The organism is Tardiphaga sp. 172_B4_N1_3, assembly GCF_052076035.1.
Taxonomy (GTDB): Bacteria; Pseudomonadota; Alphaproteobacteria; order Rhizobiales; family Xanthobacteraceae; genus Tardiphaga; species Tardiphaga robiniae.
In genome coordinates this window covers 3,605,241-3,629,861 of the sequence record NZ_CP197238.1, presented here as the reverse complement: position 1 = coordinate 3,629,861, position 24,621 = coordinate 3,605,241, and the positions used below count along the sequence as shown (strand labels likewise).

The following is a 24,621-nucleotide window of genomic DNA, read 5'->3' as shown; positions in this document are numbered from 1 at the left end:
TGCAAGTCGGTGGCTTGCCCAATTCGAACGATCAGAAATACAGCGGGAGATCCCAGTCATGAACATCATGAATGTCGACTACAGCACGAAGATTCCGAACAACGTGAATCTGGCCGAGGATCGCCAGGTGCTCAAGGCGCTGGAGGGATGGCATCCCGGCTATCTCGATTGGTGGAACGACATGGGGCCTGAAGGTTTTCAGGAATCCCTCGTCTATTTGCGCACCGCGATATCGGTCGATCCCAAAGGCTGGGCCAAGTTCGACTATGTGAAGATGCCTGAATATCGCTGGGGCGTGTTGCTGGCGCCCCAGGACACTGAGCGCAAGGTGAACTTCGGACGACACATGGGCGAACCCGCCTGGCAGGAAGTGCCCGGCGAATATCGCGCGATGCTCCGACGCCTCGTTGTCATTCAGGGTGACACGGAGCCAGCGTCGGTCGAGCAGCAGCGTCATCTCGGTCAGACCGCGCCGTCGCTCTATGACTTGCGCAACCTGTTCCAGGTCAATGTGGAGGAGGGGCGCCATCTCTGGGCGATGGTCTATCTGCTGCAGAAATATTTCGGCCGCGACGGCCGCGAAGAGGCCGACGATCTTCTCCGCCGCCGCTCGGGCGATGCCGATGCGCCGCGCATGCTCGGTGCGTTCAACGAGGCCACGCCGGACTGGTTGTCCTTCTTCATGTTCACCTTCTTTACCGATCGCGATGGCAAGATGCAGTTGGAGAGTCTGGCGCAATCCGGCTTCGACCCGCTGTCGCGGACCTGCCGCTTCATGCTGACGGAGGAGGCGCATCATATGTTCGTCGGCGAGACCGGCGTCGGCCGCGTGTTGCAGCGAACCTGCGAAGCGATGAAGGCGGCGGGGATCGAGGATCCCAACGCCATAGAAAAAATTCGTGCGCTCGGCGTGATCGACCTGCCGACCATGCAGAAGAAGATCAACCTGCACTATTCGCTGTCGCTCGATCTGTTCGGCTCGGAAGTCTCGACCAATGCCGCGAATTTCTACAATTCCGGACTGAAGGGCCGCTTCCAGGAGACCAAGATCGAGGACGATCACCAGCTCACCAACGACATCTATCAGGTCCTGAAATTCGTCGATGGCGAAATCAAGCTGGTCGACGAGCCGGCGCTGACCGCGCTCAACATGCGCCTGCGCGACGATTACACCGCGGATTGTGCCAAGGGCGTCGAGCGCTGGAACAAGATCATCGAGAAAGCCGGCGTCAATTTCCGCTTCGATCTGCCTCACACCGCGTTCCATCGCCAGATCGGTGAATTCCGCGATGTGAACGCCTCGCCGAAGGGCATCATCATGAGCGATGCCGCCTGGGCGAAAGCCAGGAACGACTATCTGCCGTCCGTGGACGACGGTGATTTCATCGCGTCGTTGATGACGGCGGTCAGCGAGCCCGGCAAGTTCGCCAGCTGGATATCGGCGCCGAAGGTCGGCATCGATAACAAGCCGGGCGACTTCGAATACGTAAAGATTGCGGCCTGAAACGAGCGGACGCGGCGGAGGGATTTCCAGCTCCCCCCGTCGCTGTCAGTCCTCGATGGCACGTGTGGGATTTGCCATGAACGCCCCTTTCAAACAGCATCTGATCGATCCGGAAATCTGCATCAGGTGTAACACCTGTGAGGAGAGCTGCCCGGTCGATGCGGTGACGCATGACGACAACAACTATGTCGTCAACGCAGAGATCTGCAATTACTGCATGGATTGCATTTCGCCATGCCCGACCGGCGCGATCGATAACTGGCGCGTCGTCGCGGCGCCGTATTCGCTTGAGGAGCAGTTCTCCTGGAGCGACCTGCCGGCGCAGGAGGAACTCGCAGACAATAGTGCTGGCGCGGGCGCCATCGAGGCGCTGGAAGATGAAATCGGTGCGTTGCTCGAGGAAGCGCGCAAAGGGCTGGGCGGCAAGCCGGTGGCGCCGCTGTCGTCGAGCAAAGCGTCGGTCAATCTTTATAACCGCGGCAAGCCCGCGCTGGCCACGGTGACCGGTAATTTCCGGCTCACCCACGCGACGGCCGACTCCGACGTGCGCCATATCATCCTGGATTTCGGCGAGCAGCCGTTTCCCATCCTCGAAGGCCAGAGCATCGGCATCGTCGTGCCGGGCCTGGGTGCGGACGGCAGGCCGCATCAGGTGCGGCTCTATTCGATTGCGAGTTCGCGCGATGGCGAGAAACCGAACACCAACAATCTCGCGCTGACCGTGAAACGTGAGGTCGGTGGGCTGTGCTCGAACTACCTGTGCGATCTGCCGCGTGGCGCAAAGGTCGAAGTCACTGGACCGTTCGGTGCCACCTTCCTGCTGCCGAACGATCCTTCGGCGAATGTTCTCATGGTCTGCACTGGCACAGGCTCTGCGCCATTCCGCGGCTTCACGGAGCGCCGCCGGCGCGCGATGCCTGGCGCGCCCGGGCGGCTGCTCCTGTTCTTCGGTGCGCGCCGCCCCGAGGAGCTGCCCTATTTCGGTCCGCTGCAAAAGGTCCCAGAGGAGTTGCTGGGCAAGCACTTCTGCTATTCGCGCGTGCCGGGCGAGCCACGGATCTATGTGCAGGATCGTATCCGCAGCGAAGCTGCCGCGATCACGTCGCTGCTGCGCGACGCGCAGACCCACGTCTATATCTGCGGGTTGAAAGGCATGGAAAGCGGCGTTGAAGAGGCCCTCGCCGATATTTGCCGCGCCGCGTCGATGGATTGGTCGGATCTGAAAGCGGCGATGCGCAGCGGTGGGAGATATCACGTCGAGACTTACTGATCGATGTTGCATCCGATCCGAGCCGGCAACAACCGGTTCGATTGAACAGCCCGAATAAGAACAAAGACGGGTACGTTATGGGGGAGAGAAGCGATGGTTCTGGACCGCGACAATGCGGCTGGCTCGGGCAGTCCATTTTTTCTGACGCCGTCGGTTGACGCAGAACAGCGATCCGACGGTACGATCCTTCTTCGATCCGACACAGGGCTGCGTCCCTATGCGCGTTGTGTCGGGGACTGGCTCGAACATTGGGCACAACAGACACCGGAGCGGATCTTTCTGGCGGAGCGGTCCAGTCCGGATGTGCCTTGGGTGACGCTGAGTTATGCCGAGACGCTTCGGCGCGTGCGCGGCGCGGGTAGCTGGATTCTTGCACAGGAGATGAGTGCGCAGCGGCCCCTCGCAGTGCTATCAGACAACGGTATCGAGCATGCGGTTCTCGCCCTGGCAGCGATGCATGTCGGTGTGCCCGTCGCTGCGATTTCGCCGGCCTATTCGCTGATGTCGAAGGATTTCGAAAAGCTGCGTGGCGCGATCCAGCTTCTCGATCCCGGTGCCATCTACGTCTCGAACTTGCATCAGTTCGGTCCGGCCCTCGCTGCGATAGGCCCGTTTCACACTGCCGCCATCATCGGCGGTGGCGCGGCTGCCGGAGCGGGATACTCATACGCCGATGTGATCACGACGCCGGTGAGCGCAGCGATCTATCATGCCTTCGCAGCGGTCGATGCCGATACGATCGCCAAGTTCCTGTTCACGTCGGGATCGACCGGCGCGCCGAAGGCAGTCATCAATACCCAGCGCATGCTGACCTCAAGCCAGCAGGCCAAGGCACAGACTTGGCCGTTTCTCGAAACTCAGCAGAGCGAACTCGTTCTTCTCGACTGGCTGCCCTGGAGTCATACGTTCGGGGGAAATCACAATTTCAATATGGTGCTGCGCAACGGCGGAACGCTGTACATCGACAGCGGCAAGCCCGCGCCCGGATTGTTCGCGACGTCGATCGCCAATCTGCGCAGCGTCATGCCGACGGTCTATTTCAACGTGCCGCGTGGCTTCGACATGCTTATTGCAGCCCTGCGGAAGGACGATGGGTTACGAGAGCGATTCTTCAGCGAGGTGAAGTTCGTCTTCTATGCCGGTGCGGCTCTGCCACAGAGCACATGGTCGGCGCTGGAGACACTTTCCATCGAAACAATCGGGCGTCCGTTGCCGATGGTCTCCGCTTGGGGATCGACGGAAACATCGCCGCTCGCGACCGACTGTCATTTTCAGGCGCCGAGATCAGGCAATATAGGCGTGCCGATTCCCGGTACGGAGCTAAAGCTCGTGCCATCGGACGGCAAGTTCGAGGTGCGGGTGCGCGGGCCTAATGTGACGCCGGGCTACTGGAAGGCGCCGGACCTCACCGCGAAAGCTTTTGATGCGGACGGCTTCTATCTGATCGGCGATGCCGTTGCATTTGCAGATCCGGCTGATCCGGCGCAAGGCTTGCTGTTCGACGGGCGCATCGCCGAGGATTTCAAGCTGACATCAGGCACATGGGTCAACGTCGGAACGCTGCGCGTGGCAGGAATCTCCGCGTTGGCGCCGCTGGTTCAGGATATTGTCGTAGCCGGCCATGGCGGCGAGGATGTGCGCTTCCTTCTTGTTCCCAATCTGGCTGCCTGCCGCGCTGTGTCCGGCCTGCCGGAAACAGCGAGCATCGATGCCGTGCTTGGCTGCGAAAATGTGCGTTCGTCCGTAGGGGAAGGGCTCGCGAGACTGAAGGCGGCAGGCGGAGGGTCTTCCACCTATGCAACTTGCGCGCTTTTGCTGGCAGAGCCGCTATCTGTCGATGGCGGCGAGATTACTGACAAGGGTTACGTCAATCAGCGCGCCGTTCTGGCGCGCCGCGTAGCCGACGTGGAAGACCTGAACAGAGAGTTCTCAGGCCGCTTGATAATCTGCGCGAGTGTCGAGCAATACGCCCGTCATGCCTAGCCGGGATGTCCAGAACTCGAACGATGCATTGGGACAATAAAATATCGCGTTGATGGTGAAGGCAACAGGTCGAGCGACCGCACGCGAGACTTTGCCGATGCGATCAACTGTCACATGCCGTGTCATGTCGTCGTCACACACCAGCGCGGGCGCCGTGGTCAAATATAGCGCTCTTCCCCAGAGCACATGGACCGGCGCGAGGGCATTCGCGCGCTCCACGAGGTCGCCTTTCCCTCCAGGAGGCGACCTCGTTTGTTTCCGATGAACGGCTCATGCGGAGTGTTCGCGAAACGTGTCCGATCCGCATGCGTGTTAAATTGCACTGAGTTCTACTCCTGGTGCAGACCGGACTCTTCTCACGCAGTGAGATTTCACACGACACACACGGCGACTCCCGGCGCTGCACGTCGTTGCATCATTCTGGTCTGTCAGGACCCAACGAAGAAACGTTGGTGCGACGGATCGGAAAATTTGAAATCCTATTCCGCCGATCGCTCGAACTATGAAGTTTCTTCTCAGGCAAACTGAGTATGATGACCGCGATCCGCAATCGGATTGCGCGGTGCCGATGCTATCGTTCCGTCAAGCACATCGACTGGACAGAGCGAGCAATAGTAATGCGGACGATTGGTTTGATTGGTGGAATGAGCTGGGAAAGTACTGCTGTTTACTATCGCCGGCTGAATGAGCAAGTCCGCGCCGAACTCGGTGGGCTCCACTCCGCGGATATTCTGATGCGTTCGATCAACTTCGACGCGATTGTCAGCTTGCAGAAACAAGGGCGTTGGGACGAGGCCTGTCAGGTTCTCGCTGACATCGCACGCGATCTGGAAGGAGGCGGTGCTGGTTGCATTCTGATCTGCACGAATACAATGCACAAGCTTGCCGACGAAGTGCAGCAGGCAGTGTCGATCCCGCTTCTTCACATTGCCGACGTTACCGGCGCTGCCGTGAAGGCTGCAGGGCTGCAGCGGCCGCTACTTCTGGCAACGCGCTACACGATGGAGCAGGACTTCTATGTGACGCGATTGCGCGAGGGGTTCGGGCTAGATCCCGTTATTCCCGCTGAGGACGATCGTGTGTTCATTCACGACATCATCTTCGATGAACTATGCCAAGGTGTTGTTCGCGAGGAGTCGCGTCGACTCTATCTCGATGCGATTTCACGAGGAAAAGAGCGTGGCGCTGACGGCGTAATTCTTGGTTGCACCGAGATCTGTCTGCTGATCGGCCCCGAGCACATCGATCTTCCCGTCTTTGATTCAACGCTTCTTCACGCGGATGCGGCGCTCGCCTTTTCCATGGCGAAGGAAGAACCGCGACCACGTGCTGCATGACATCGGCGTGATTGATCTTTGGATTGGCATCGATCTTGCTGGTCTCCCTAACCTGGAAGGCAATGAGGCTTTCGTATGAGTGATATGCGTACCGTGCAACGGAAGATCTCGCCGGTCCTCGATCACGTTGTCATTAACGTGATGGGCCAGCTTGATGAGGCTGCTGCGCAATATACTCGCCTCGGCTTTCAGTTGACGGAGCGCGGTCACCATACGCTCGGCTCCAGTAATAACCTGGCAATCTTCGGCACGAACTATCTCGAATTGCTTGGCTATCTGCCGGGGCGCGAAACGATGCGTGCTGATCTCTGGACGCATCCGCCGGGATTAAGCGGGCTTGTTTTCAAATCCGTCGATGCCGATCTGGTCTATGCGACGTTGAAGGACAATGCGGTTCCCGTCATGGAGCCAATGAGCTTTGCGCGGCCGGTCGAATTGCCGGGCGGCGCCCAAGACGCGCGTTTCAAGGTCATCCGCGTGGCGGGCGACGAAGTGCAGAACGGCCGCACGTTCTTCTGCCATCATGATACGCCGGAACTGGTGTGGCGCCCCGAATGGCAGACGCATGCCAATGGTGCCACTGAAATCGTCGAATTTGTCATCGCCTCGCAGCAGCCGGCGCGAACTGCAGCGCTCTATGAACGCATGTTCGGCGCACCGCTTCTGACGCCGACGGATGGCGGCTTTTCGTTCAATGCCGGTGCCGCAACGATTGTCGTGCTCGATCCTGCAGCGGTCGCGGATCGCTATGCCGGTGCGGCGCTTGCCAGCGAGGATGGCACTGATCGCATGGTCGCGCTGGTGTTCAAGGTCGCGTCGCTCGACACGCCGCGCGCCGTATTCGATGCGGCCGGCGTTTCCTTCAAGCCCTATGCGGACGGCATCATCGTGTCGCATGCCGACGCAGCCAATGTCGCTCTGGGGTTCACGGCGTGATGGTAGCGCTCCCCAATGATTTCACCCGGAGTTTTGCGCTCGACTATGACGGCGCGCGCGTGAAGTTTCGCAATGCTGCGAATGACGTCGGCGCTGCGTTGACCACCTACACCCATCCGGCGCTCAAGGGCCCGAATGGCCAGGATCTGTGCATCGACGTGGCGCGGCTCGGTGATCCGCGCGCAGCTTCGCAACTGGTGATCCTCAGCGGTACGCACGGCCTCGAAGGCCTCAGCGGTTCGGCGGCGCAGATCGGCTGGATGCAGAGCAATTTTGCACGCGCCCTTCCGCGCGGCGTGTCGATTCTCTTCGTTCACGCGATCAATCCCTACGGCTTTGCCTGGGGCACGCGGACCACCGAAAACAATGTTGATCTCAATCGCAATTTCATCGATTTTTCCACGCCCCGTCCGGGCAATCCGGGTTATGCGAAGCTTTATCCGCATCTCCTTCCGGAGGACTGGACGCCGGCAGCCCTGCAGATCTACGCCGACGCCGTGGAAGCCTTCAAGGACGCGCATGGCGATGACGGTCTGTTCGACACGCTGGCGCGCGGGCAGTACGACTTCCCGGATGGCTCCAATTATGGCGGCTCCGGGCGCGAGTGGTCCAATCTGACTCTGGAGACCATCATCGCCGATCATCTCGGCGCGGCCGAGCGCATCGGCTTCATCGATTGGCATACCGGCATCGGTGATTTCGGCGAGTCCTTCTTCCTGTGCTTCAACCCTGAAGGCGGCGCGCTTCATGCGGAAGCCGTGCGCTGGTGGGGGCGTGAACGCATCGTCGGCCAGAAGCCGAACAATTTTGCGCGGCCCAATTATCAGGGACTCGTATTTCACGGCATGACCAGGTTCCTTGGCGAGCGACCGATGGTCGGCGCAGTGATCGAATTTGGTACGCGTGGTACCAAGGTTCGTCGCGCCTTGCAGCTCGATCTCTGGCTGAAGTTCAAGGCCGAGAAAGATAGCGAGCGCGTTCGCATGCTGCGCGCAGACCTGCACGATTGCTTTGTCCCGGTGTCGTCGCACTGGCGCGAAGAAACCACCGAACAAGCCATTTCCATCACTCAACAGGCGGTGGAGGGGCTGGCAAGCTGGTCCCTCTCCGTCGCAGCCTGAATCAACGGAGCGAGATAGATCATGCGAGCAGTTGTCCTTTACGAACACGGCGATAACGATAAGCTGCAATTCACGGCGGATTATCCGACGCCGAAGGCCGGCGAGGGCGACGTTGTCATCCGCGTGCGGGCATCGTCGATCAACTATCACGACGTTTTCACCCGCCGCGGTATGCCCGGCATCAAGGTGCCGCTGCCTGTCATCATTGGCCTCGACGTGGTCGGTGAAATCACGGAACTCGGCGCCGGCGTCACCGGCTGGAACATCGGTGATCGCGTGCTGATCGATCCGGTCAACCGCGTCGAAGGCGGCCTGATGGGTGAGACCCAGGACGGCGGCCTCGCCGAATTCTGCCGCGCCAAGGCGCATCAGCTCGTCAAGATTCCGGACGGCGTCAGCTTCGAGCAGGCGGCCGCACTGCCGGTCGCCTATGGCACCGCGATCCGTATGATGAACACCATTGGTCAGATCAAATCTGGCGAGAAGGTTCTGATCCTGGGCGCCAGTGGTGGCGTCGGCGTGTGCTGTGTCCAGCTCGCCAAGCTAGCAGGTGCTTATGTGATCGCCTGCGCCGGTAGCGAGGAGAAGGGCAAGAGGCTCACGGAGCTCGGCGCGGACGAGATCATCCTCTACACCCAGTCCGACTTCATGAAGACGATCTATGAGCGCCACGGCAAGCCGCATCGCCGTCGCTTCGTCGAAGGCGGCGGTGTCGATGTCGTCGTCAATTTCACCGGCGGTGATACCTGGGTCAAATCGCTGCGCTGTCTGAAGCTCGGAGGCCGCATTCTGACTTGCGGTGCAACTGCCGGCTACTCGCCTACTGAAGATCTTCGCTTCATCTGGACCTTCGAACTGGAGATCAAGGGCTCCAACGGCTGGGAACGTGACGATATCACAAAACTGTTCGATCTCGTCGCCGCCAAGAAGCTGCAGGTACTGATCGACAAGACCTATCCGCTGGAGGAAGCGAAGGAGGCTGTGCGCATCATTGAAGATCGTGCGGTATTCGGCAAAGTCGTGGTGACGCCGTGAGCAAGCCCGACGTCAAGACGCTGACCGCCCCCGAGATTCAGCAAATGCTGGATGTGTCGCCGTTCAACCTGTTCCTCGGCCTTGAGGTGATCAAGGCTGATCCGGTAACGCAGGAAGTGACGATGCGGTCGCCGATGCGGCCGGAATTCGAACGTCGGCCGGGCTCCAAGCAATGGCATGGCGGCGTCATTGCCTCGGTCATTGACACAGTCGGCGATTTCGCCGTCGGCATGATGGTCGGGCGCGGCCTTCCGACCGTGAATTTCCGGGTCGATTACCTGAAGCCGGCTGTCGATACCGCCTTGGTTGCCGTGTCGCGGGTGCGCCGTGCCGGCAAGAGCGTCGGCGTCGCCGACGTCGATGTGTTTGACGAGAAGGGGGCGCTGCTCGCCATCGGTCGCGGCACCTATTCGACGCTTTAAGCAAATAATAGCAGGAACGCGCGACGGGGCCGGTTCCTGTTTGCAACAAAGGAAGAACAATGAGCGGTTTTAGCAGACGTGATTTTCTGATGACGACAGCCGGCGCCGTTCTGACGTCCGGCTTCGCCGGCTCTTCCAGTGCTGCAACGGCCACGCCGAAGCGCGGCGGCACGCTGGTCGGCACGTGGGGCGGATTTGAGCCGCAATCGCTGTTCGTTCCAGCGGGGGGCGGCTCCAGTCCGTATTTCACGTCGACCAAGGTGTTCGAGCGGCTGATCCGCCTGACCGCCGATCTCAAATTCGAACCGGTGCTGGCTCTCGGGATCGAACCGGCAGAGGATTTCCGCAGTTACACGATCAAACTACGTCCGAACGTCACCTGGCATGATGGCAAGCCGCTGACCTCGGACGATCTGGTCTTCAATGCGATCCAGTATTGGAAGCCGATCTCCGCTGGCGTCACGCTCGATGCTCTGCTGACCGCGGAGGCCGTGGATCCGCTGACCGTGGTGCTGAAATTCAAAGTGCCGGTGCCAGAATTCTTCCTCAAGTCCGTGCTGGCCGGCAAGGCCGGCCTCGTCATTCCCAAGCATATCTATGACGGGTCGAACATCATTACCAACCCGATCAACAATATGCCGATCGGCACCGGTCCGTTCAAGGTTAAGGAGTGGGTGCGCGGCAGCCATGTCGAATATGCCCGCAATGACAATTACTGGAATGCTGGCAAGCCCTATCTCGACAAGCTGGTGATCCGCTGGTGGCGAGATCCGGCGTCGCGGTCGGCTGCGTTCGAGGCTGGCCAGCTTGATATAGGCACATTTAATCCGATCCCGGCGCCGGACATCGCGCGCCTGACGGCAACCAAGAAGTTCGTTGCCGAGACCAAGGGCTACTCGAATTCGGCGTGGATCACGAGTGTCGAGTTCAACCAGCGTCGCGAGATCTTCAAGAAGCGCGAGGTGCGCCAGGCCCTGCTTCATGCGATCGACCGCAGCTTCATCGCGGATACGGTTTTCTTCGGTCGCGCGCGTCCCTCCCTTGGTGCTCTCCACTTCTCGAATTCAATCTTCTTCACCAAGGACGTCCAGGATTATCCGTTCGACGTCAAAAAGGCCGCAGCATTGCTCGATGCTGCCGGTTATCCGGTGAAATCCGGCTCGCGCTTCAAGATGAGCCTGGTATCGGCCGGGTGGTTCGAGGAAAACGTCAAGATCGGTCAGTATCTGAAGCAGGCCTTCGAGGACGTCGACATCACCGTCGATCTGGCGATCCCCGATCGCGCGACCTCGCTGAAACGCATCTACACCGACTATGACTATGACGTCGCGGTGTCGAACAATTCAGCCAGCATCGAGCCGATCCCGCAGACAACGCAATACTACACCACCGACGGTATCGTGAAGGGGGCGGCCTTCCGCAACGCCACGGGCTATTCCAATCCGAAGATGGACGAAACCGTCAGCAAGATGGCGATCGAGACCGATGAGGAGAAGCGCGTATCGCTGGTGCACGAGTTCGACAAGCTCGCAGCGAGCGACGCGCCGGTCCTTCCGATGGTCGACCTTGAACCCGTGACGATCGCTCGTTCTGATGTCCGCGATCATTCGCTGACGGCGGACTTCATGGGCGAAAGCTGGGCCGAGGTCTGGCTGGACCGCTGAGAGCGGAGGCAAACGTGCGTCGCATCATCATCCGCAGGCTCGTGCAAATCATTCCGCTGATCTTCGCGGTCATTGTGATGAATTTTGTTCTGATCCATCTGGCGCCGGGGAGTCTGTTCGACGTGATGACGTCCGAACAGCAGATCACCGACCCGAAGATGCTGGATCAGCTGCGTCACACCTACGGCGTCGATCAGCCGGTGTCGGTGCAGCTTGCCAAATATATCTGGTCGGTGATGCGGCTCGATCTCGGCTATTCGTACCGGCAGAACGCGCCGGTGTTTGATGTGATCACGCAACAGCTTCCAGCGACCTTGATCCTGATGCTGGCGGCAATCGGAATTGCTTTGCTCGTTGGCGTCACGGCCGGCGTGCTGGCGTCGATCAAGGTCAACACAATCTGGGATAATCTGATCTCGCTCGGTGCGGTATTCTTCTTCGCTGCACCGAGCTTCTGGCTTGGCATCATGATGACGGTGATGTTTGCGGTGAAGCTCGGCTGGTTTCCGGTGGGCGGCATGCGCACCATCGGCGTCGACGAAAGTGCCTTCGGTGCCGTTCTGGATGTGATGCATCATCTCGTCCTTCCCGCAACGGCACTAGGGCTGTTCTATGCCGCGACCTTCGCGCGCGTGATGCGAGCCTCAATGTTGGAGGTCGCCCGGCTGGATTTCGTGCGAACAGCGCGTGCCAAGGGCCTGTCGGGCGGTCGGGTGGTGCTGGCACATGTAATGCGTAACGCGATGTTGCCGATCGTCACGCTGCTCGGACTGCAGCTTGGCACCATGCTCGGCGGCAGCGTCGTCATCGAGGCCGTGTTCAGTTGGCCCGGCATCGGCAGCCTGCTGTTCGACAGCGTGATGAGTCGCAATTTTCCCATGGTGCTCGGTGTGCTCATCCTCGGTTCGCTGCTGGTCGCGGTCTGCAACGCGACCGTCGATCTGCTGTATCTGCGGCTCGATCCCCGGATCAAGGCGAGGTAGATCATGCTGACATTGTTCTTCGACTTCGCCCGGCGCTTCGCCCGCAACCGCGCGGCGCTGGTCGGTCTGTTTCTCGTCCTGGTCGTCGTCGGTGTTGCTATTGCCGCGCCATGGTGGTTCCCGCGCAACCCGCTTCGTATTGTCGGGCGGCCGGAGATCTGGCCCTTCATGTCGTCGCGTTATCCGCTTGGCACGGATTCTCTGGGTCGTGACATTGCGGCGATGATTGCCCACGGCGCCCGCACCACGCTTCTGATCGGGCTCTGCGCCAGCCTGACCGCCACCATCATCGGCATCACCGTTGGCGCCACCGCGGCCTATGTCGGCGGCTGGGTCGATGAGCTATTGATGCGTCTGACCGAATTGTTCCAGACCATCCCGAACCTGATCTTCGTGCTGACCATCGTGTCGATCCTCGGGCAGAAGATCGAATATGTGACAATCGCCGTGGGCGTCGTGACCTGGACGCCGATCGCACGGCTGACGCGTGCCGAGTTCATGTCGCTGCGCGATCGCGAATTTGTGCAGGCCTGCCGGGCCATGGGGATGGGCAGTCTGCGGATCATGTTCGGCGAGATACTGCCGAATGCACTGCCGCCGGTGATCGTGCTGTCATCACTGGTCGTTGCCGGGGCCGTTCTGTTCGAGTCCGCTGTGGCATTCCTCGGGCTCGGCGATCCCAATGTCACCAGTTGGGGACAGCTGATCGGGGACGGCAGGACGCTCATCCGCTCGTCCTGGTACATCTGCGCGGTGCCGGGTCTCGCGATCATGCTCACTGTGCTGGCGCTCAACCTTGTGGGCGATGGCCTCAACGATGCGCTCAACCCCAAACTGCGGGATCGCTGAGATGATCATGGGCAGCAAAGCCGGTCCAGCGCCGATCCTCTCCATTGAGAACCTGCAGGTGTCGTTGTTCACGCGCCGTGGCGTGTTGCCTGCGGTCGATGGTCTGTCGCTGACAGTCTCGGCCGGCGAGACTCTCGCCATCGTCGGTGAATCCGGCTGTGGCAAGTCGTTGACGGCGCTGGCGATCATGCGGTTGTTGCCGAACCCGCCGGCAAAGATCGTCGGTGGCGCCGTCCGCTTCATGGGGCGTGATCTCGCTGCCTTGTCCGAGCGCGAGATGCAGCGGGTCCGCGGCAAGGACATCTCGATGATCTTCCAGGATCCGATGACATCGCTGAACCCTGTGGTCGCGGTTGGGGATCAGCTGATCGAGGCAATCAGGCGCCACAATGACGTGTCGCGTCACGAGGCGAGAGACCGCGCAATCGAATTGCTGCGCCAGGTGCGTATCCCGGATGCGGAACGCCGCTTCAATGATTATCCGCACCAGATGTCTGGTGGCATGAGCCAGCGTGTCATGATCGCCATGGCGATTGCTTGTGGGCCAAAGCTCCTGATCGCCGACGAACCGACCACGGCGCTCGACGTCACCATCCAGGCGCAGATCATCGAGCTGATGAAGGAATTGCAGTCCTCATCCGATATGGGCCTTATCATTATCACCCATGATCTCGGCGTGGTTGCCGAAGTCGCCGACCGGGTGGCCGTGATGTATGCCGGCCGCAAAGTCGAGGAAGCGCCGGTGGAGGCTTTGTTCGAGCGGCCGCTGCATCGCTACACGCGGGGGCTGCTGGGGGCGACGCCGTCGGCACAGCGCCGACGTGGCAGTCGTCTCGTCGAAATTACGGGCAACGTGCCGGCACTGTCCGATTTGCCGCAGGGCTGTGCCTTCCAGAACCGTTGTCCCGATGTACTCGATCGCTGCCGTGCCGAGCGGCCGCAACTGGCGCCGTTGCTGCCGCACCGTTCCGCCGCCTGTTTTGCTGCCGAGAAGGAGTTATCGCGCGATGCCGCTACTATCGGTGCTTAGTCTCTGTGTCCAATACCAGAGCGCACAGGGCGTCGTGCGGGCGGTCGACGATGTGAGTTTCGACCTGGAGCCCGGCGAGACTGTGGGGCTGGTCGGGGAATCCGGCTGCGGCAAGTCCACGCTCGGCAAGGCGATCATGCGTCTGGTGCCGACGTCCGACGGACGCGTCTTCCTCGATGGTGACGATGTCACGCGGATGCAGGCCGGCGCGTTGAAGGCCTCGCGGAAGTCGATGCAGATGATCTTCCAGGATCCTTATGGATCGCTCAATCCGCGCCACGACGTCGGCACCATCGTCGGGCAACCGCTCAGCGTCGCCGGCTGGTCGCGCCGTGATATCAAGGATCGTGTCATCGAGCTGATGGGACAGGTAGGCCTGCCGGCCGATGCGATGCGGCGCTATCCGCATGAGTTCTCTGGCGGCCAGCGCCAGCGTCTCGGCATTGCGCGTGCACTTGCGCTCAAGCCCAAGGTCATCATCTGCGACGAGCCGGTATCTGCGCTGGACGTTTCGGTGCGCGCGCAGGTCATCAATCTGCTCGAGGACCTGCAGCAGGCAACGGGCGTGTCGTATTTGTTCATCTCGCACGATCTCTCGGTCGTCGAGCATATTTCGGATCGGCTGATCGTGATGTATCTCGGTCGGATCGTCGAAACAGGCCGCAGCGAGGACGTCTGGGATAGACCGGCGCATCCTTATACGGAGGCATTGCTTGCCGCCGCGCCGATCGCCGATCCGCGCATTGCACGCAGCCGCGCCCGCAGCGTGCTGCAGGGTGAGTTGCCAAGCCCGCTCAATCCGCCGCCAGGCTGCAGCTTCAGTACGCGCTGCCCCTACGCTCAGGCGCTTTGCCGCGAGGAGCGACCGATGCTGCGCGATGTCTCCGATGGCCGCAAGGTGGCTTGTCATTACGATCTGCTTGAACAACCCGCGGCGCTGCCGCGGGTTGCGCAGGTAGCCAATTGAGTTCTCAGAAGTGGAGTATTGCTAATGCGGTGGAATAATCTCGGTGACCTGATCGATCGCAGCGGTGACCTTGATCGGGAGGCGGTCATCGATCTGATCGATCCCGCGCATCCCAGGCGCTACACGCACCGTCAGATCGACGAGATGGCAAACGGGGTCGCCCAGTATCTTGTCGATGGTGGCTACAAGAGCGGCACACATATCGCGATCCTGTCGTTTAATCGCGCCGAATACATCATTTGCTATTTCGGCATCATGCGCGCCGGATGCATCGCTGTTCCGGTCAATATCAAGGCTGCGCGCGACACCGTCGATTTTGTGATGGACGACGCGAAGATCGCGCTGGCATTTGTCGACAATGCCAACCGACCGATGGTGCGCGACGGCATTCCCGTCATCAATTTCGACGACAGCGGCCCAAGCGGCTTTACTGCGACGATCAAGCCCGCAGCGTTCACCGCCGTCGAGACGACGCGGGAAGAGGTCGGGCAAATGCTCTACACCTCCGGCTCCACCGGCCGGCCCAAAGGCGTACCGCTATCGCATTACGGACAACTCTGGGCGATCTCGACACGGACCAGCGGTGCGCTCAATCAGGATGATCGCTACATCATCGCGCAGCCACTGTTTCACATGAATGGCCTGTTCGCCATCAAGACGATTTTCGCTCAGAATGCGTCTGTGGTGGTGCTGCCGTCGTTCGAGACCCGCAGTTATATTGAGGCCATCGCCAAGTACAAGGTGACCGCCGCCACGGCCGTTCCCACCATGTGGGCTCGTGTCGTCAAGGAAACGGAACTGCTAGCGAAGAATGATATCACCTCGGTTCGTCGCCTGATGCTTGGGTCGGCGCCGATGACCATGGGTCTGTGGGACAGGATCAAGCAGGCGCTGCCCAACGTCGTAATGACGATGGGCTATGGTACGACTGAAGCAGGGCCGGCCGTGTTCGGTCCGCATCCCGACAAGATTCCGACGCCGCCTTTGGCGCTAGGTTATCCGATCCGTCTGGAAGATGTCCGGCTCGTCAATGGTACCGAGAATGAAGGCGTGCTGTTGATGCGGAATCCAGCAGTGCTGGATCACTATCACAATCTGCCGCAGCAGACCGCCAAGGTGCTGACCGATGGTTGGTATTACAGTGGCGATGTGATGCGCCGCGATGCCAACGGCTTCTATTTCTTCGTAGGCCGTGCCGACGACATGTTTGTCTGCTCCGGCGAAAATATCTATCCGGGCGAAGTCGAAAAGCTGTTGGAGCGTCACCCGCAGATCCAGCAGGCGGCAGTAGTGCCGTTGCCCGACGAGGAACGGAGCCAGGTGCCGGTTGCGTTTATTGTCACGCGCGAGCAGCCCACGCCGAGCTTCGACGACATCCGTCAGTTCGCGATCGCCAATGGTCCGGCATATCAGCACCCGCGGCGGGTTGAGTTCGTCCACGAACTGCCTTGGGCGGGCACGAACAAGATCGATCGCAAGGCGCTGATCGACAGGGCGCGGAGCCTGGAAGCCAGTCACGGCTGGTCCGCATGAGCGGGCTGGCAGGAAAAATCGCGCTAGTCACTGGCGCGAGTCGGGGGATCGGTCAGGCTATCGCGCTTCGCCTGGCGAAGGACGGCGCAACCGTTGCGGTTCATTACAACGCCTCGGTCGATGCCGCGAATGCGACGGTGACGACCATCTCCGCCGCTGGCGGCAATGCCTTTGCCATCAAGGCCGATCTCTCGGAACGCGGTGGCGCAGCCGCCTTGGCCGCGGATTTTGGTGCCGAACTGACCGAGCGCCATGGCAGCCCTGCATTCGACATTCTCGTTAACAACGCAGGCGTCGGAAAACGCGCGACCATTGAGGATATTTCCGAGGACGACTTCGATCTTCTGCTGCAGACCAATCTGAAATCGCCGTTCTTTCTGATCAAGGCACTGATGCCGCATCTGCGTAATGGCGGACGTATCATCAATATCTCGTCGATGGGGACGCGTTCGGCCTATCCGACCATGGCCGCCTATGCGCCGGCCAAAGCGGGTCTGGAAGCGCTGAGCCGCTTGCTCGCCGTTCATCTCGGCGGTCGACAGATCACGGTGAATTCCGTGATGCCCGGTGCGACGGCGACGGACATGAACATCGTCGCGCGCGATCCGGTGGCCAGCCGCGCAGTGGCTGAGACAATCGCGCTCGGCCGGGTCGGGCAACCCGACGATATCGCAAGGGTCGTCGCCTTTCTCGCGTCGGACGAAGCGGGCTGGGTCACTGGCCAGCAGATCGATGCGAGTGGTGGCCAGCGGCTGTAAGAGGCCACGCGTTCAATCAACGCGTCGATATCACGACACACGGTGGCGAATTCATCTTGGCGCTGCGTCAGCGGAGGCGTCGCTTTTGACGCCAGCCTGCTGCTCGAATGCGCAGCGATGATAATTGTTTATGCTCGCGAACTCCCAAATCTCGCAATAGCATTGCGTCACGATGGCAATGAACGGCAGAAATATTCTGCGTGCACCCTTCATCGGAGGCCAACATGCTCGACGAGCTCGACCGCAAAATTCTCGCGGCACTCCAGGTAGACAGCAGCCTTTCAATGCAGGACCTGGCTGATCGCGTTGGCCTGAGTTCCACGCCGTGTTGGCGCCGCATCCAGAAGCTCGAAAGCTCTGGCTACATCAAGCGACGCGTTGCACTTCTCGATGCAGACAAGCTGAATTTGGGTGTCAGCGTTTTCATCGCCGTGCGAACGAACCAGCATAACGCGGAGTGGGTTCAGCGTTTCCGGAAAATCGTCGTCAGCTTCCCCGAGGTGGTCGATTTCTATCGCCTGAGCGGTGACGTGGACTATCTGATCCGGGCTGTGGTCTCGGATATCCGGGCCTACGACGATCTTTATCAGCGGCTGATCGCCAAGATTGATCTGCATGATGTGTCGTCGATGTTCACGATGGAGCAGATCAAGTCGACGACCGAATTGCCACTCATGAATGCTTTGGTGAAGCAGGGGCGTGGCGATATCTCGTCGGCGGCGCATTCCCTGTCACATTGAGACGCCGCGGCTCCGAAGCTGCCGCATGGAGTGTAATCGGTCGTGTGCTGCGGGCAGCACGGTTCCACGATTTCCGGCTAGAGCGTACGTGCTGGCCGATCGCATCTGCGTCTTCTACGGGTTGAGGGGGGCAGAGGCATTATGTGCGCCAAACGAAAAACCCGCCGGTTAGGGCGGGATTCAGCGGTCATCTCGATTTTGGTCCATCATTCAAAGCCACAAGCGTACCGCCCCCGCGAAGGGGGGCTGTTTCAAGTTCGTTTGAGTCCGGTGATATGGCTGCTTGTGCTGGGCGACTGGAACGGGCAGGGAACAGACCCCCGGATATTCCCGTATTGAACCGCGATTCGCGTTCTGTTCTACCGCGAGGTGCCTGATTGTCAGGCGCCTCGGTCGGGAGAGCTTATTGATTTAACAGGGGAAAATGGTGCTGCCAGACAGGATTGAACTGTCGACCTCTCCATTACCAATGGAGTGCTCTACCACTGAGCTACGGCAGCATGCTGGGTGCAGGAATCAGCCTCAAGGGCGCCTACCAAGCGGGGCGATCCTTGCCACAAGGTCACGGGCGGCGCAAGCGCGGGTGGCACTTAGAATGCATCATTATAACAGGGGTGTGGTCGGCCTGTTGCGGTTGCAGCCGCCTTGCGCTTCGCCATTGGCGAGTCGATCCGGTTCCCCATGGCCTCGATAACCGCTGGCAGAGCCTTCATTGGCCGGATCATCACCTCGAAGTCGATCATCTCGCCTGACGCGTTGAAGGCGGTTATGTATGGGGTCACAGGATCCAATCTGGCGCATCTGTGCACGCCATTCGATCGACCATAACTGCCCATGACCGATAAGCCGAGCAAACCCGCCAAGGAAAGTGCAACTGCCCGTCAGGACAGGCTGCGCCAGGCGCTGCGTGAAAATCTCAAGCGCCGGAAGGTGCAAATGCGCGGGCGCGCCAGTCAGGCCAGCGATGCCGTCGCAGTCGAGGCGTCATCGGATGCCGATAAGATACAGGACTTCTGTTCAAGACCCGTCGATCCCGATCGGGATTGATGGCACCTGTCCGCCGCGTGAGCATGCGAGTTTAAATGTCATCAGAATCCCAGGCATCATCCAGCGCCGAGCTACCGGCCTACGCGCCGCGGGCGGCGCTGCCGCGTCACGATCAGACTTTTCCCGTGCTGACGGCGGCGGAGATCGAGCGGATGCGCCGCTTCGGTGAGATCCGGCATTACAAGGATGGCGATTGCCTGTTCGAGACCGGCAAGCCCGGTCCCGGCATGTTCGTGGTGTTGTCCGGACATGTGACGATCACCCAGCGCGACGGTTTCGGCCGTATCACGCCGGTGGCCGATCAGTGCACCGGACAGTTCGTCGCCGAGATCGCGCAACTGTCGGGCCGCGTCGCGCTGGTTGACGGTCATGCTGAGGGCGATGTCGAGACGCTGCTGATTCCGCCGGAACGGCTGCGCGCGCTGCTGATCGCGGAAGCGGATCTGGGCGAGCGCATCATGCGTGCGCTGATCCTGCGTCGGGTGAACCTTTTGCAGGGCAGCGCTGGCGGTCCGGCTTTCATCGGCGCAGCCAATTCCAGCGATGTCATCCGCCTGCAGGGTTTTCTCAGCCGCAACGGTTATCCGCATCATCTGCTCGACCCCGCAACGGACAAGGACGCCGCCGATCTGATCGCGCGCTATACGCCGTCGCCGGAGGAGCTGCCGCTGGTGGTGGTGGCCGACGGCACGGTGCTGCGCAATCCGTCATTCGCTGAACTCGCCCGCGCGATGGGCATGATCAGCCATATCGCCAAGGGCAAGACCTATGACGTTGCCATCGTCGGCAGCGGACCTGCGGGCCTGTCCACCGCGGTGTATGGCGCGTCGGAAGGCCTGTCGATTGCGGTGTGCGATGCCAAATCATTCGGAGGACAGGCCGGCGCCAGCGCGCGGATCGAGAACTATCTCGGCTTCCCCACCGGCATCTCCGGCATGGCACTCACGGCGCGTGCCTTCAACCAGGCGCAGAAGTTCGGCGCCGATATCATGATCCCGGCGGCCGTGAAGTCGCTGGACTGTTCACGCAAGGACGGACTGTTCGCTCTTGAACTCGACGATGGCGATGTCATGCGTGCCAAGGCCATCGTGGTGGCATCGGGCGCACGCTATCGCCGGCCGGATATCGAGCGGCTCGCCGATTTCGAAGGTCGCGGCGTCTGGTACTGGGCATCTCCGATCGAGGCCCGACTCTGCAGGGAGCAGGAAATCTACCTGGTCGGCGGTGGCAATTCGGCAGGTCAGGCGGCGGTGTTTCTCGCGAGCCAAGCCAACAAGGTGCATATGGTGATCCGCGGCGGCGGCCTCGGTGCCAGCATGTCGCGCTATCTGATCGAGCGTATCGAGGCGACACCGAATATCGAGCTGGTCTTCAACACCGAAGTCGTGGCGCTGGAGGGGACGCAGGAGGCGGGGCTCGAACGGATCTGTACCCGCAGTAGGCTGTCCGGCGAGGAGTCCTGCGCTGACATCCGCAATCTATTCCTGTTCGTCGGCGCCGATCCCGCCACCGAATGGCTGGCGGATTGCGGCGTCACCCTCGATCGTCATGGCTTCATCATCACCGGCATTCCCGCCAATGGCCGCAGCGTGCAGGCGCTGGAGACGTCGGTGTCCGGTGTCTTTGCGGTCGGTGATGTGCGCTCGGGTTCGGTGAAGCGTGTCGGTGGCGCGATCGGCGAGGGCGCCCAGGTGGTGGCGGCGCTGCATGGTTTTCTCGGCGATACGGCCACGCCGACCCTTTGAGCTCATAACGGGAGATCGTCATGCCCAAAGGCTGCACGCATATTTCCGGCATTCGCGATGTGACACCCAGCGCACTCGGTTGCGAGGAATGCCTGAAAACGGGCAGCATATGGCTGCACTTGCGGATCTGCCGGACCTGCGGTCACGTCGGCTGTTGCGACGATTCCCCGAACAAGCACGCGACCAAGCATTTCCACGCCACGAAGCATCCGATCATCGAGGGCTATGATCCGCCCGAAGGTTGGGGCTGGTGCTACGTCGACGAAGTGATGTTCGATTTGTCGGATCGAAAGACTCCGCACAACGGGCCGATTCCGCGCTACTACTGAAATAATCGTCCCGACGCGGGCGACGTTTCAGTGGGGACTTCATGCACATTTTTACGATCGGACGCCGGGCTTTGTTGGGTGTGCTGCTGGCCGTCCTGGCAGCGCCGTTTCTCCCCGTATCCGCTTCAGCGCAAGCTCCGCAAAGCCGCTTCGCCACCATCAACGGCGTCAAGCTGCATTATCTCATTGCGGGCAAGGGCGATCCGATCGTGCTGCTGCATGGCTATGCCGAGACCAGCCATATGTGGCGCTCGCTGATCGCGAAACTTGCGGCCAGTCATACGGTGATCGCGCCAGATCTGCGTGGCTTCGGCGATTCCGACGCGCCGGCTGATGGCTACACCAAAGCGGCGATGGCACGCGATATCCATGCGCTGGTGGCCGGCCTGAAATATCCCAAGGTGAAAATTGTCGGCCACGACATCGGTCTGATGGTCGCCTATGCCTATGCTGCGCAATATCCGAGCGAAGTCGATCGCATCGCGCTGATGGATGCCTTTTTGCCTGGTGTTGGCGACTGGACGCATGTCTGGCTGTTGCGCGACCTCTGGCACTTCCATTTCTACGGCAAGACCCCGCTCGCGCTGGTCGCGGGCCGCGAGCGCATTTACCTTGAGCACTTCTGGAATGATTTCGCTGCGGACCCAAAGAAGTCGGTACCAGAAAAGGACCGTGTGTTTTACGCCAAGGTCTATGCGAAGCCCGGCCACATGGCAGCCGGTTTCGAGGTCTTCCGCGCTTTTGAGAAAGATGCGGCCGAGTTTGCCGAACTTGCCAAGACCAGACTGCCGATGCCGATGCTGGTTCTCTCCGGTGAGAAGGCAGGTGGGTCTTTCCTGATCGAGCAAGGGCGCCTCGTCGCCAGCAATGTGGACGGCGTTATCGTCAAAGGGGCAGGTCATTGGCTCATGGAAGAAGCCCCCGATCAGGTGATCCCGAAACTGGTTGAATTTCTCAACAAGTAGATTTCGCGGCTCTATCGATCGAACGCAAATGTCTTGAACGAAACGACGCCTTGCACGCAAATGTATATGATGAGTGTCAGCCAAAAATCATTGGCAAGTTCCCGTGTCGCACCCTAAGATTTGAGGGGTTCTAAAGCAGGGGTGCATCATGGTTTTGGGAATGAGCTTGGCAACGTTCACGTTGCTTCATGTGGTGGTCAGCCTGATCGGCATCGTCGCGGGCCTGGTCGCAATGGTCGGCCTGCTGAAGTCAAAGTCGCTGCCCGGCTGGACCGGTCTGTTTCTGCTGACGACGATCCTGACCAGCGTGACCGGCTTCTTCTTCCCGGTCGAGAAATTGCTGCCGTCGCATGTCATCGGCATCATTTCGCTGGTGCTGCTGGCGATCGCCTGCCTGGCGCTCTATGGCCAGAAGCTGGCGGGGCGCTGGCGCTGGATTTATGTGCTGACTGCGATGATCTCGCTTTATCTCAACGTGTTCGTCCTGGTGATCCAGAGCTTCCTGAAGGTCCCGCCGCTTCATGCGCTGGCACCGAGCGTGCCGCCGAGTGAGCCGCCTTTTGCGATCGTTCAGGGCATCGTGCTGGTGTTCTTCGTCGTCACGACCTTCCTTGCGATCAGGAAATTTCGCCCGATGCCCGGCGGCTTCGCCTGATCGCCGGGCGGCGATCTCCCGCCGATAGCCGCTAGGCTTTGCCTTTTCGGGCGGGCGATTCCCGGAGGATCGCCCGTATCTCGCCGAAGGTGCGCTTCACAAGCGCCTCGGGTCTTTCGCCTGCGTCCTGCGCCAGCCAGATCTCGCCGCCGATCCGCATCGCGCCTGTCGTGATCATGGCGACCAGCCGCGCCTGCAATTGCCCGGATTTGTCTTTGGCGCGGTTGCCGAGCGCGGCAGCGATGGCGCGCTCCATCTTTTCGTATTTCACGTGGTCGCGCGCGCGCAGCGCGGGATTGCCGTGCTTCAATCGCGCAATGGCGATCGCCTCGGAGCTCTCGAGCTGCTGTGCCATCGAGAGCAAAGCATTTTCCGCGGCCAGCAGCATCGGCTCGTCCGCGGGCCTTGCGGCGATCGCGGCCACAAGGAAATCCGTGCTGGCATCCTGCCACGCCAGCACGAGGTCTTCCTTCGACGCGAAATAATGGAAGAAGCTGCGGCGCGAGATCTCTGCGGCGGCCGCAATGTCGTCCAGCGTCGTTTCCTCGAAACCGCGCTTAAGAAACAGCTCCATCGCGACCTTGGTGAGCCGCTCTCGCGTCTGCTGGCGCTTCCTTTCGCGCAGGCCGGTCGGCGGCGCAGCAGGTGCCGCAACCGATTCCGCTTCTGTTTTCCTCGGCTTAGCCGGCATCCTGGCGGTCACAACAATCCTCGATCTGCACCTATTGCAAGTTTGCACTGAGTGCACATTTATATCCGGCGGCCGCGCCGCGCAACGATTCTCGATCCTGGGGAGATATAAGCATGACGGACTGGAGCATCGACCATATTCCGCCCATGACCGGCAAACTGGCCGTGGTGACCGGGGCGACAGGTGGCCTCGGCTTCGAGACGGCAATGGCGCTTGCGGGAGCTGGCGCCGAAGTGGTGCTGACCGGCCGTAGCGACACCAAGGGGAGCGCTGCGATCGAGCGCATCTGCGAGCGACATCCCGACGCGATCATCAGCTATGAGCACCTCGATCTTGCCAGCCTGGACTCGGTCGCTACTTTCGCACGCCGTTTCGATGCGATGTATGCGTCGCTTGATCTGCTGATTAATAATGCCGGCGTGATGGCGCTGCCGACGCGCCAGACCACCGCCGACGGCTTCGAGATGCAGCTCGGTACCAATTATCTCGGTCACTATGCGCTCACGGCGCGTCTGCTCCCTGTGCTTCGCCGCAACAAGGCGCCGCGTGTGGTCAATCTCAGCAGTCTTGCGCATCGTTCGGGCCTCATCGATTTCGACGATCTTCAGGGCGCGACATTCTACAAGCCGTGGAAAGCCTATCAGCAGTCGAAGCTCGCGATGCTGATCTTCGCGATCGAGTTGCAGCGGCGCAGCGATGCCGCGGGCTGGGGTCTGATGAGCAATGCCGCGCATCCCGGTTTCGCGCTCACCGATCTCATTCCGAACGGTCCCGGCAGCGGTGGCTTGATGGGGCTCGGAAGCCGGTTGCTGCGTCCGCTGAGCCATTCAGCCGCCGCCGGTGCCTTGCCGACATTGTTTGCAGCCACCTCACCCGATGCGAAGCCAGCTGGCTATTACGGCCCGAACGGCGTCTATGAAATGAAGGGGCCGCCGGCTCCCGCGAAGATCATGCCGCGAGCTCAGGATGCCGCCGTCGGCGCGCGGTTATGGGAGGTCTCAGCTGCGCTCACCGGCATGTCGTTTGATCAGGTCGCGATTGCCGCCTGATTGCGTCG

General features: G+C 60.6%; 23 protein-coding genes and 1 tRNA gene. 22 read left to right on the top strand and 2 right to left on the bottom strand.

What is annotated here, in order from left to right; genetic code table 11:
• Positions 1-58: 58 nt before the first annotated feature.
• The 16 genes from boxB (at position 59) to AB7783_RS17150 (ending at position 18,132) form a co-directional block, all read left to right on the top strand.
• Entirely contained in the window at positions 59-1,504 is a 1,446-nt protein-coding gene (boxB, locus tag AB7783_RS17225; RefSeq protein WP_120286981.1) for a benzoyl-CoA 2,3-epoxidase subunit BoxB, read from the top strand.
• Positions 1,505-1,580: 76 nt separating this feature from the next.
• Entirely contained in the window at positions 1,581-2,774 is a 1,194-nt protein-coding gene (gene boxA, locus AB7783_RS17220) for a benzoyl-CoA 2,3-epoxidase subunit BoxA (protein WP_441278284.1), read from the top strand.
• Between the two features lie 93 nt (positions 2,775-2,867).
• A complete protein-coding gene (locus AB7783_RS17215; protein WP_441278283.1) occupies positions 2,868-4,757 on the top strand; it encodes a feruloyl-CoA synthase in 1,890 nt (629 codons plus the stop codon).
• Between the two features lie 617 nt (positions 4,758-5,374).
• Positions 5,375-6,094, top strand: coding sequence for an aspartate/glutamate racemase family protein (locus AB7783_RS17210; protein ID WP_089266079.1), 720 nt, complete (start codon positions 5,375-5,377; stop codon positions 6,092-6,094).
• A 75-nt stretch (positions 6,095-6,169) separates the two neighbouring features.
• Positions 6,170-7,030, top strand: a complete 861-nt coding sequence (locus AB7783_RS17205) for a VOC family protein (protein ID WP_441278282.1) — start codon at positions 6,170-6,172, stop codon at positions 7,028-7,030.
• Positions 7,030-8,151, top strand: a complete 1,122-nt coding sequence (locus AB7783_RS17200; protein ID WP_089266081.1) for a M14 family metallopeptidase — start codon at positions 7,030-7,032, stop codon at positions 8,149-8,151. Before AB7783_RS17205 ends, AB7783_RS17200 begins: the two co-directional genes overlap by 1 nt.
• A gap of 21 nt (positions 8,152-8,172) precedes the next feature.
• Complete coding sequence (locus tag AB7783_RS17195; protein WP_089266082.1) at positions 8,173-9,186, top strand: quinone oxidoreductase family protein; 1,014 nt, start codon at positions 8,173-8,175, stop codon at positions 9,184-9,186.
• Positions 9,183-9,608 (top strand): PaaI family thioesterase, encoded by a 426-nt coding sequence (locus tag AB7783_RS17190; protein WP_320445309.1) that lies wholly within the window; start codon positions 9,183-9,185, stop codon positions 9,606-9,608. The genes AB7783_RS17195 and AB7783_RS17190 overlap by 4 nt, the downstream gene beginning before the upstream one ends.
• A gap of 89 nt (positions 9,609-9,697) precedes the next feature.
• Complete coding sequence (locus tag AB7783_RS17185; RefSeq protein WP_441278281.1) at positions 9,698-11,272, top strand: ABC transporter substrate-binding protein; 1,575 nt, start codon at positions 9,698-9,700, stop codon at positions 11,270-11,272.
• A gap of 14 nt (positions 11,273-11,286) precedes the next feature.
• Complete coding sequence (locus tag AB7783_RS17180; protein WP_441278280.1) at positions 11,287-12,255, top strand: ABC transporter permease; 969 nt, start codon at positions 11,287-11,289, stop codon at positions 12,253-12,255.
• A gap of 3 nt (positions 12,256-12,258) precedes the next feature.
• Positions 12,259-13,104, top strand: a complete 846-nt coding sequence (locus AB7783_RS17175; protein ID WP_093756969.1) for an ABC transporter permease — start codon at positions 12,259-12,261, stop codon at positions 13,102-13,104.
• A gap of 7 nt (positions 13,105-13,111) precedes the next feature.
• Complete coding sequence (locus tag AB7783_RS17170; RefSeq protein ID WP_441279715.1) at positions 13,112-14,134, top strand: ABC transporter ATP-binding protein; 1,023 nt, start codon at positions 13,112-13,114, stop codon at positions 14,132-14,134.
• Positions 14,112-15,101: an ABC transporter ATP-binding protein gene (locus AB7783_RS17165; protein WP_441278279.1), complete on the top strand. Its 990-nt coding sequence runs from the start codon at positions 14,112-14,114 to the stop codon at positions 15,099-15,101. Before AB7783_RS17170 ends, AB7783_RS17165 begins: the two co-directional genes overlap by 23 nt.
• A gap of 24 nt (positions 15,102-15,125) precedes the next feature.
• Positions 15,126-16,634 (top strand): class I adenylate-forming enzyme family protein, encoded by a 1,509-nt coding sequence (locus AB7783_RS17160; RefSeq protein ID WP_441278278.1) that lies wholly within the window; start codon positions 15,126-15,128, stop codon positions 16,632-16,634.
• Entirely contained in the window at positions 16,631-17,392 is a 762-nt protein-coding gene (locus AB7783_RS17155) for an SDR family NAD(P)-dependent oxidoreductase (protein WP_441278277.1), read from the top strand. The genes AB7783_RS17160 and AB7783_RS17155 overlap by 4 nt, the downstream gene beginning before the upstream one ends.
• A gap of 224 nt (positions 17,393-17,616) precedes the next feature.
• Positions 17,617-18,132: an Lrp/AsnC family transcriptional regulator gene (locus AB7783_RS17150; protein ID WP_089266090.1), complete on the top strand. Its 516-nt coding sequence runs from the start codon at positions 17,617-17,619 to the stop codon at positions 18,130-18,132.
• 425 nt (positions 18,133-18,557) lie between these two features.
• On the opposite strand, the gene AB7783_RS17145 is transcribed toward AB7783_RS17150, so the two are convergent.
• A tRNA-Thr gene (locus AB7783_RS17145) sits at positions 18,558-18,632 on the bottom strand.
• A 334-nt stretch (positions 18,633-18,966) separates the two neighbouring features.
• Here AB7783_RS17145 and AB7783_RS17140 point away from each other — a divergent pair.
• From AB7783_RS17140 to AB7783_RS17120, 5 genes are all read left to right on the top strand, one after another.
• A complete protein-coding gene (locus AB7783_RS17140; protein WP_441278276.1) occupies positions 18,967-19,179 on the top strand; it encodes a hypothetical protein in 213 nt (70 codons plus the stop codon).
• Between the two features lie 35 nt (positions 19,180-19,214).
• Positions 19,215-20,924 (top strand): FAD-dependent oxidoreductase, encoded by a 1,710-nt coding sequence (locus AB7783_RS17135; RefSeq protein WP_441278275.1) that lies wholly within the window; start codon positions 19,215-19,217, stop codon positions 20,922-20,924.
• 20 nt (positions 20,925-20,944) lie between these two features.
• Positions 20,945-21,253, top strand: a complete 309-nt coding sequence (locus AB7783_RS17130) for a UBP-type zinc finger domain-containing protein (protein ID WP_068734755.1) — start codon at positions 20,945-20,947, stop codon at positions 21,251-21,253.
• Between the two features lie 41 nt (positions 21,254-21,294).
• Entirely contained in the window at positions 21,295-22,218 is a 924-nt protein-coding gene (locus AB7783_RS17125; protein ID WP_441278274.1) for an alpha/beta fold hydrolase, read from the top strand.
• Positions 22,219-22,366: 148 nt separating this feature from the next.
• On the top strand, positions 22,367-22,873 hold the full coding sequence (locus AB7783_RS17120) for a hypothetical protein (protein ID WP_093756961.1): 507 nt from the start codon (positions 22,367-22,369) through the stop codon (positions 22,871-22,873).
• A gap of 31 nt (positions 22,874-22,904) precedes the next feature.
• Here AB7783_RS17120 and AB7783_RS17115 read toward each other — a convergent pair whose 3' ends face one another.
• A complete protein-coding gene (locus AB7783_RS17115; RefSeq protein ID WP_244628296.1) occupies positions 22,905-23,576 on the bottom strand; it encodes a TetR/AcrR family transcriptional regulator in 672 nt (223 codons plus the stop codon).
• A gap of 101 nt (positions 23,577-23,677) precedes the next feature.
• Here AB7783_RS17115 and AB7783_RS17110 point away from each other — a divergent pair, with 101 nt between their 5' ends.
• A complete protein-coding gene (locus AB7783_RS17110) occupies positions 23,678-24,613 on the top strand; it encodes an SDR family oxidoreductase (RefSeq protein WP_089266097.1) in 936 nt (311 codons plus the stop codon).
• The last annotated feature ends 8 nt before the right edge of the window (positions 24,614-24,621 follow it).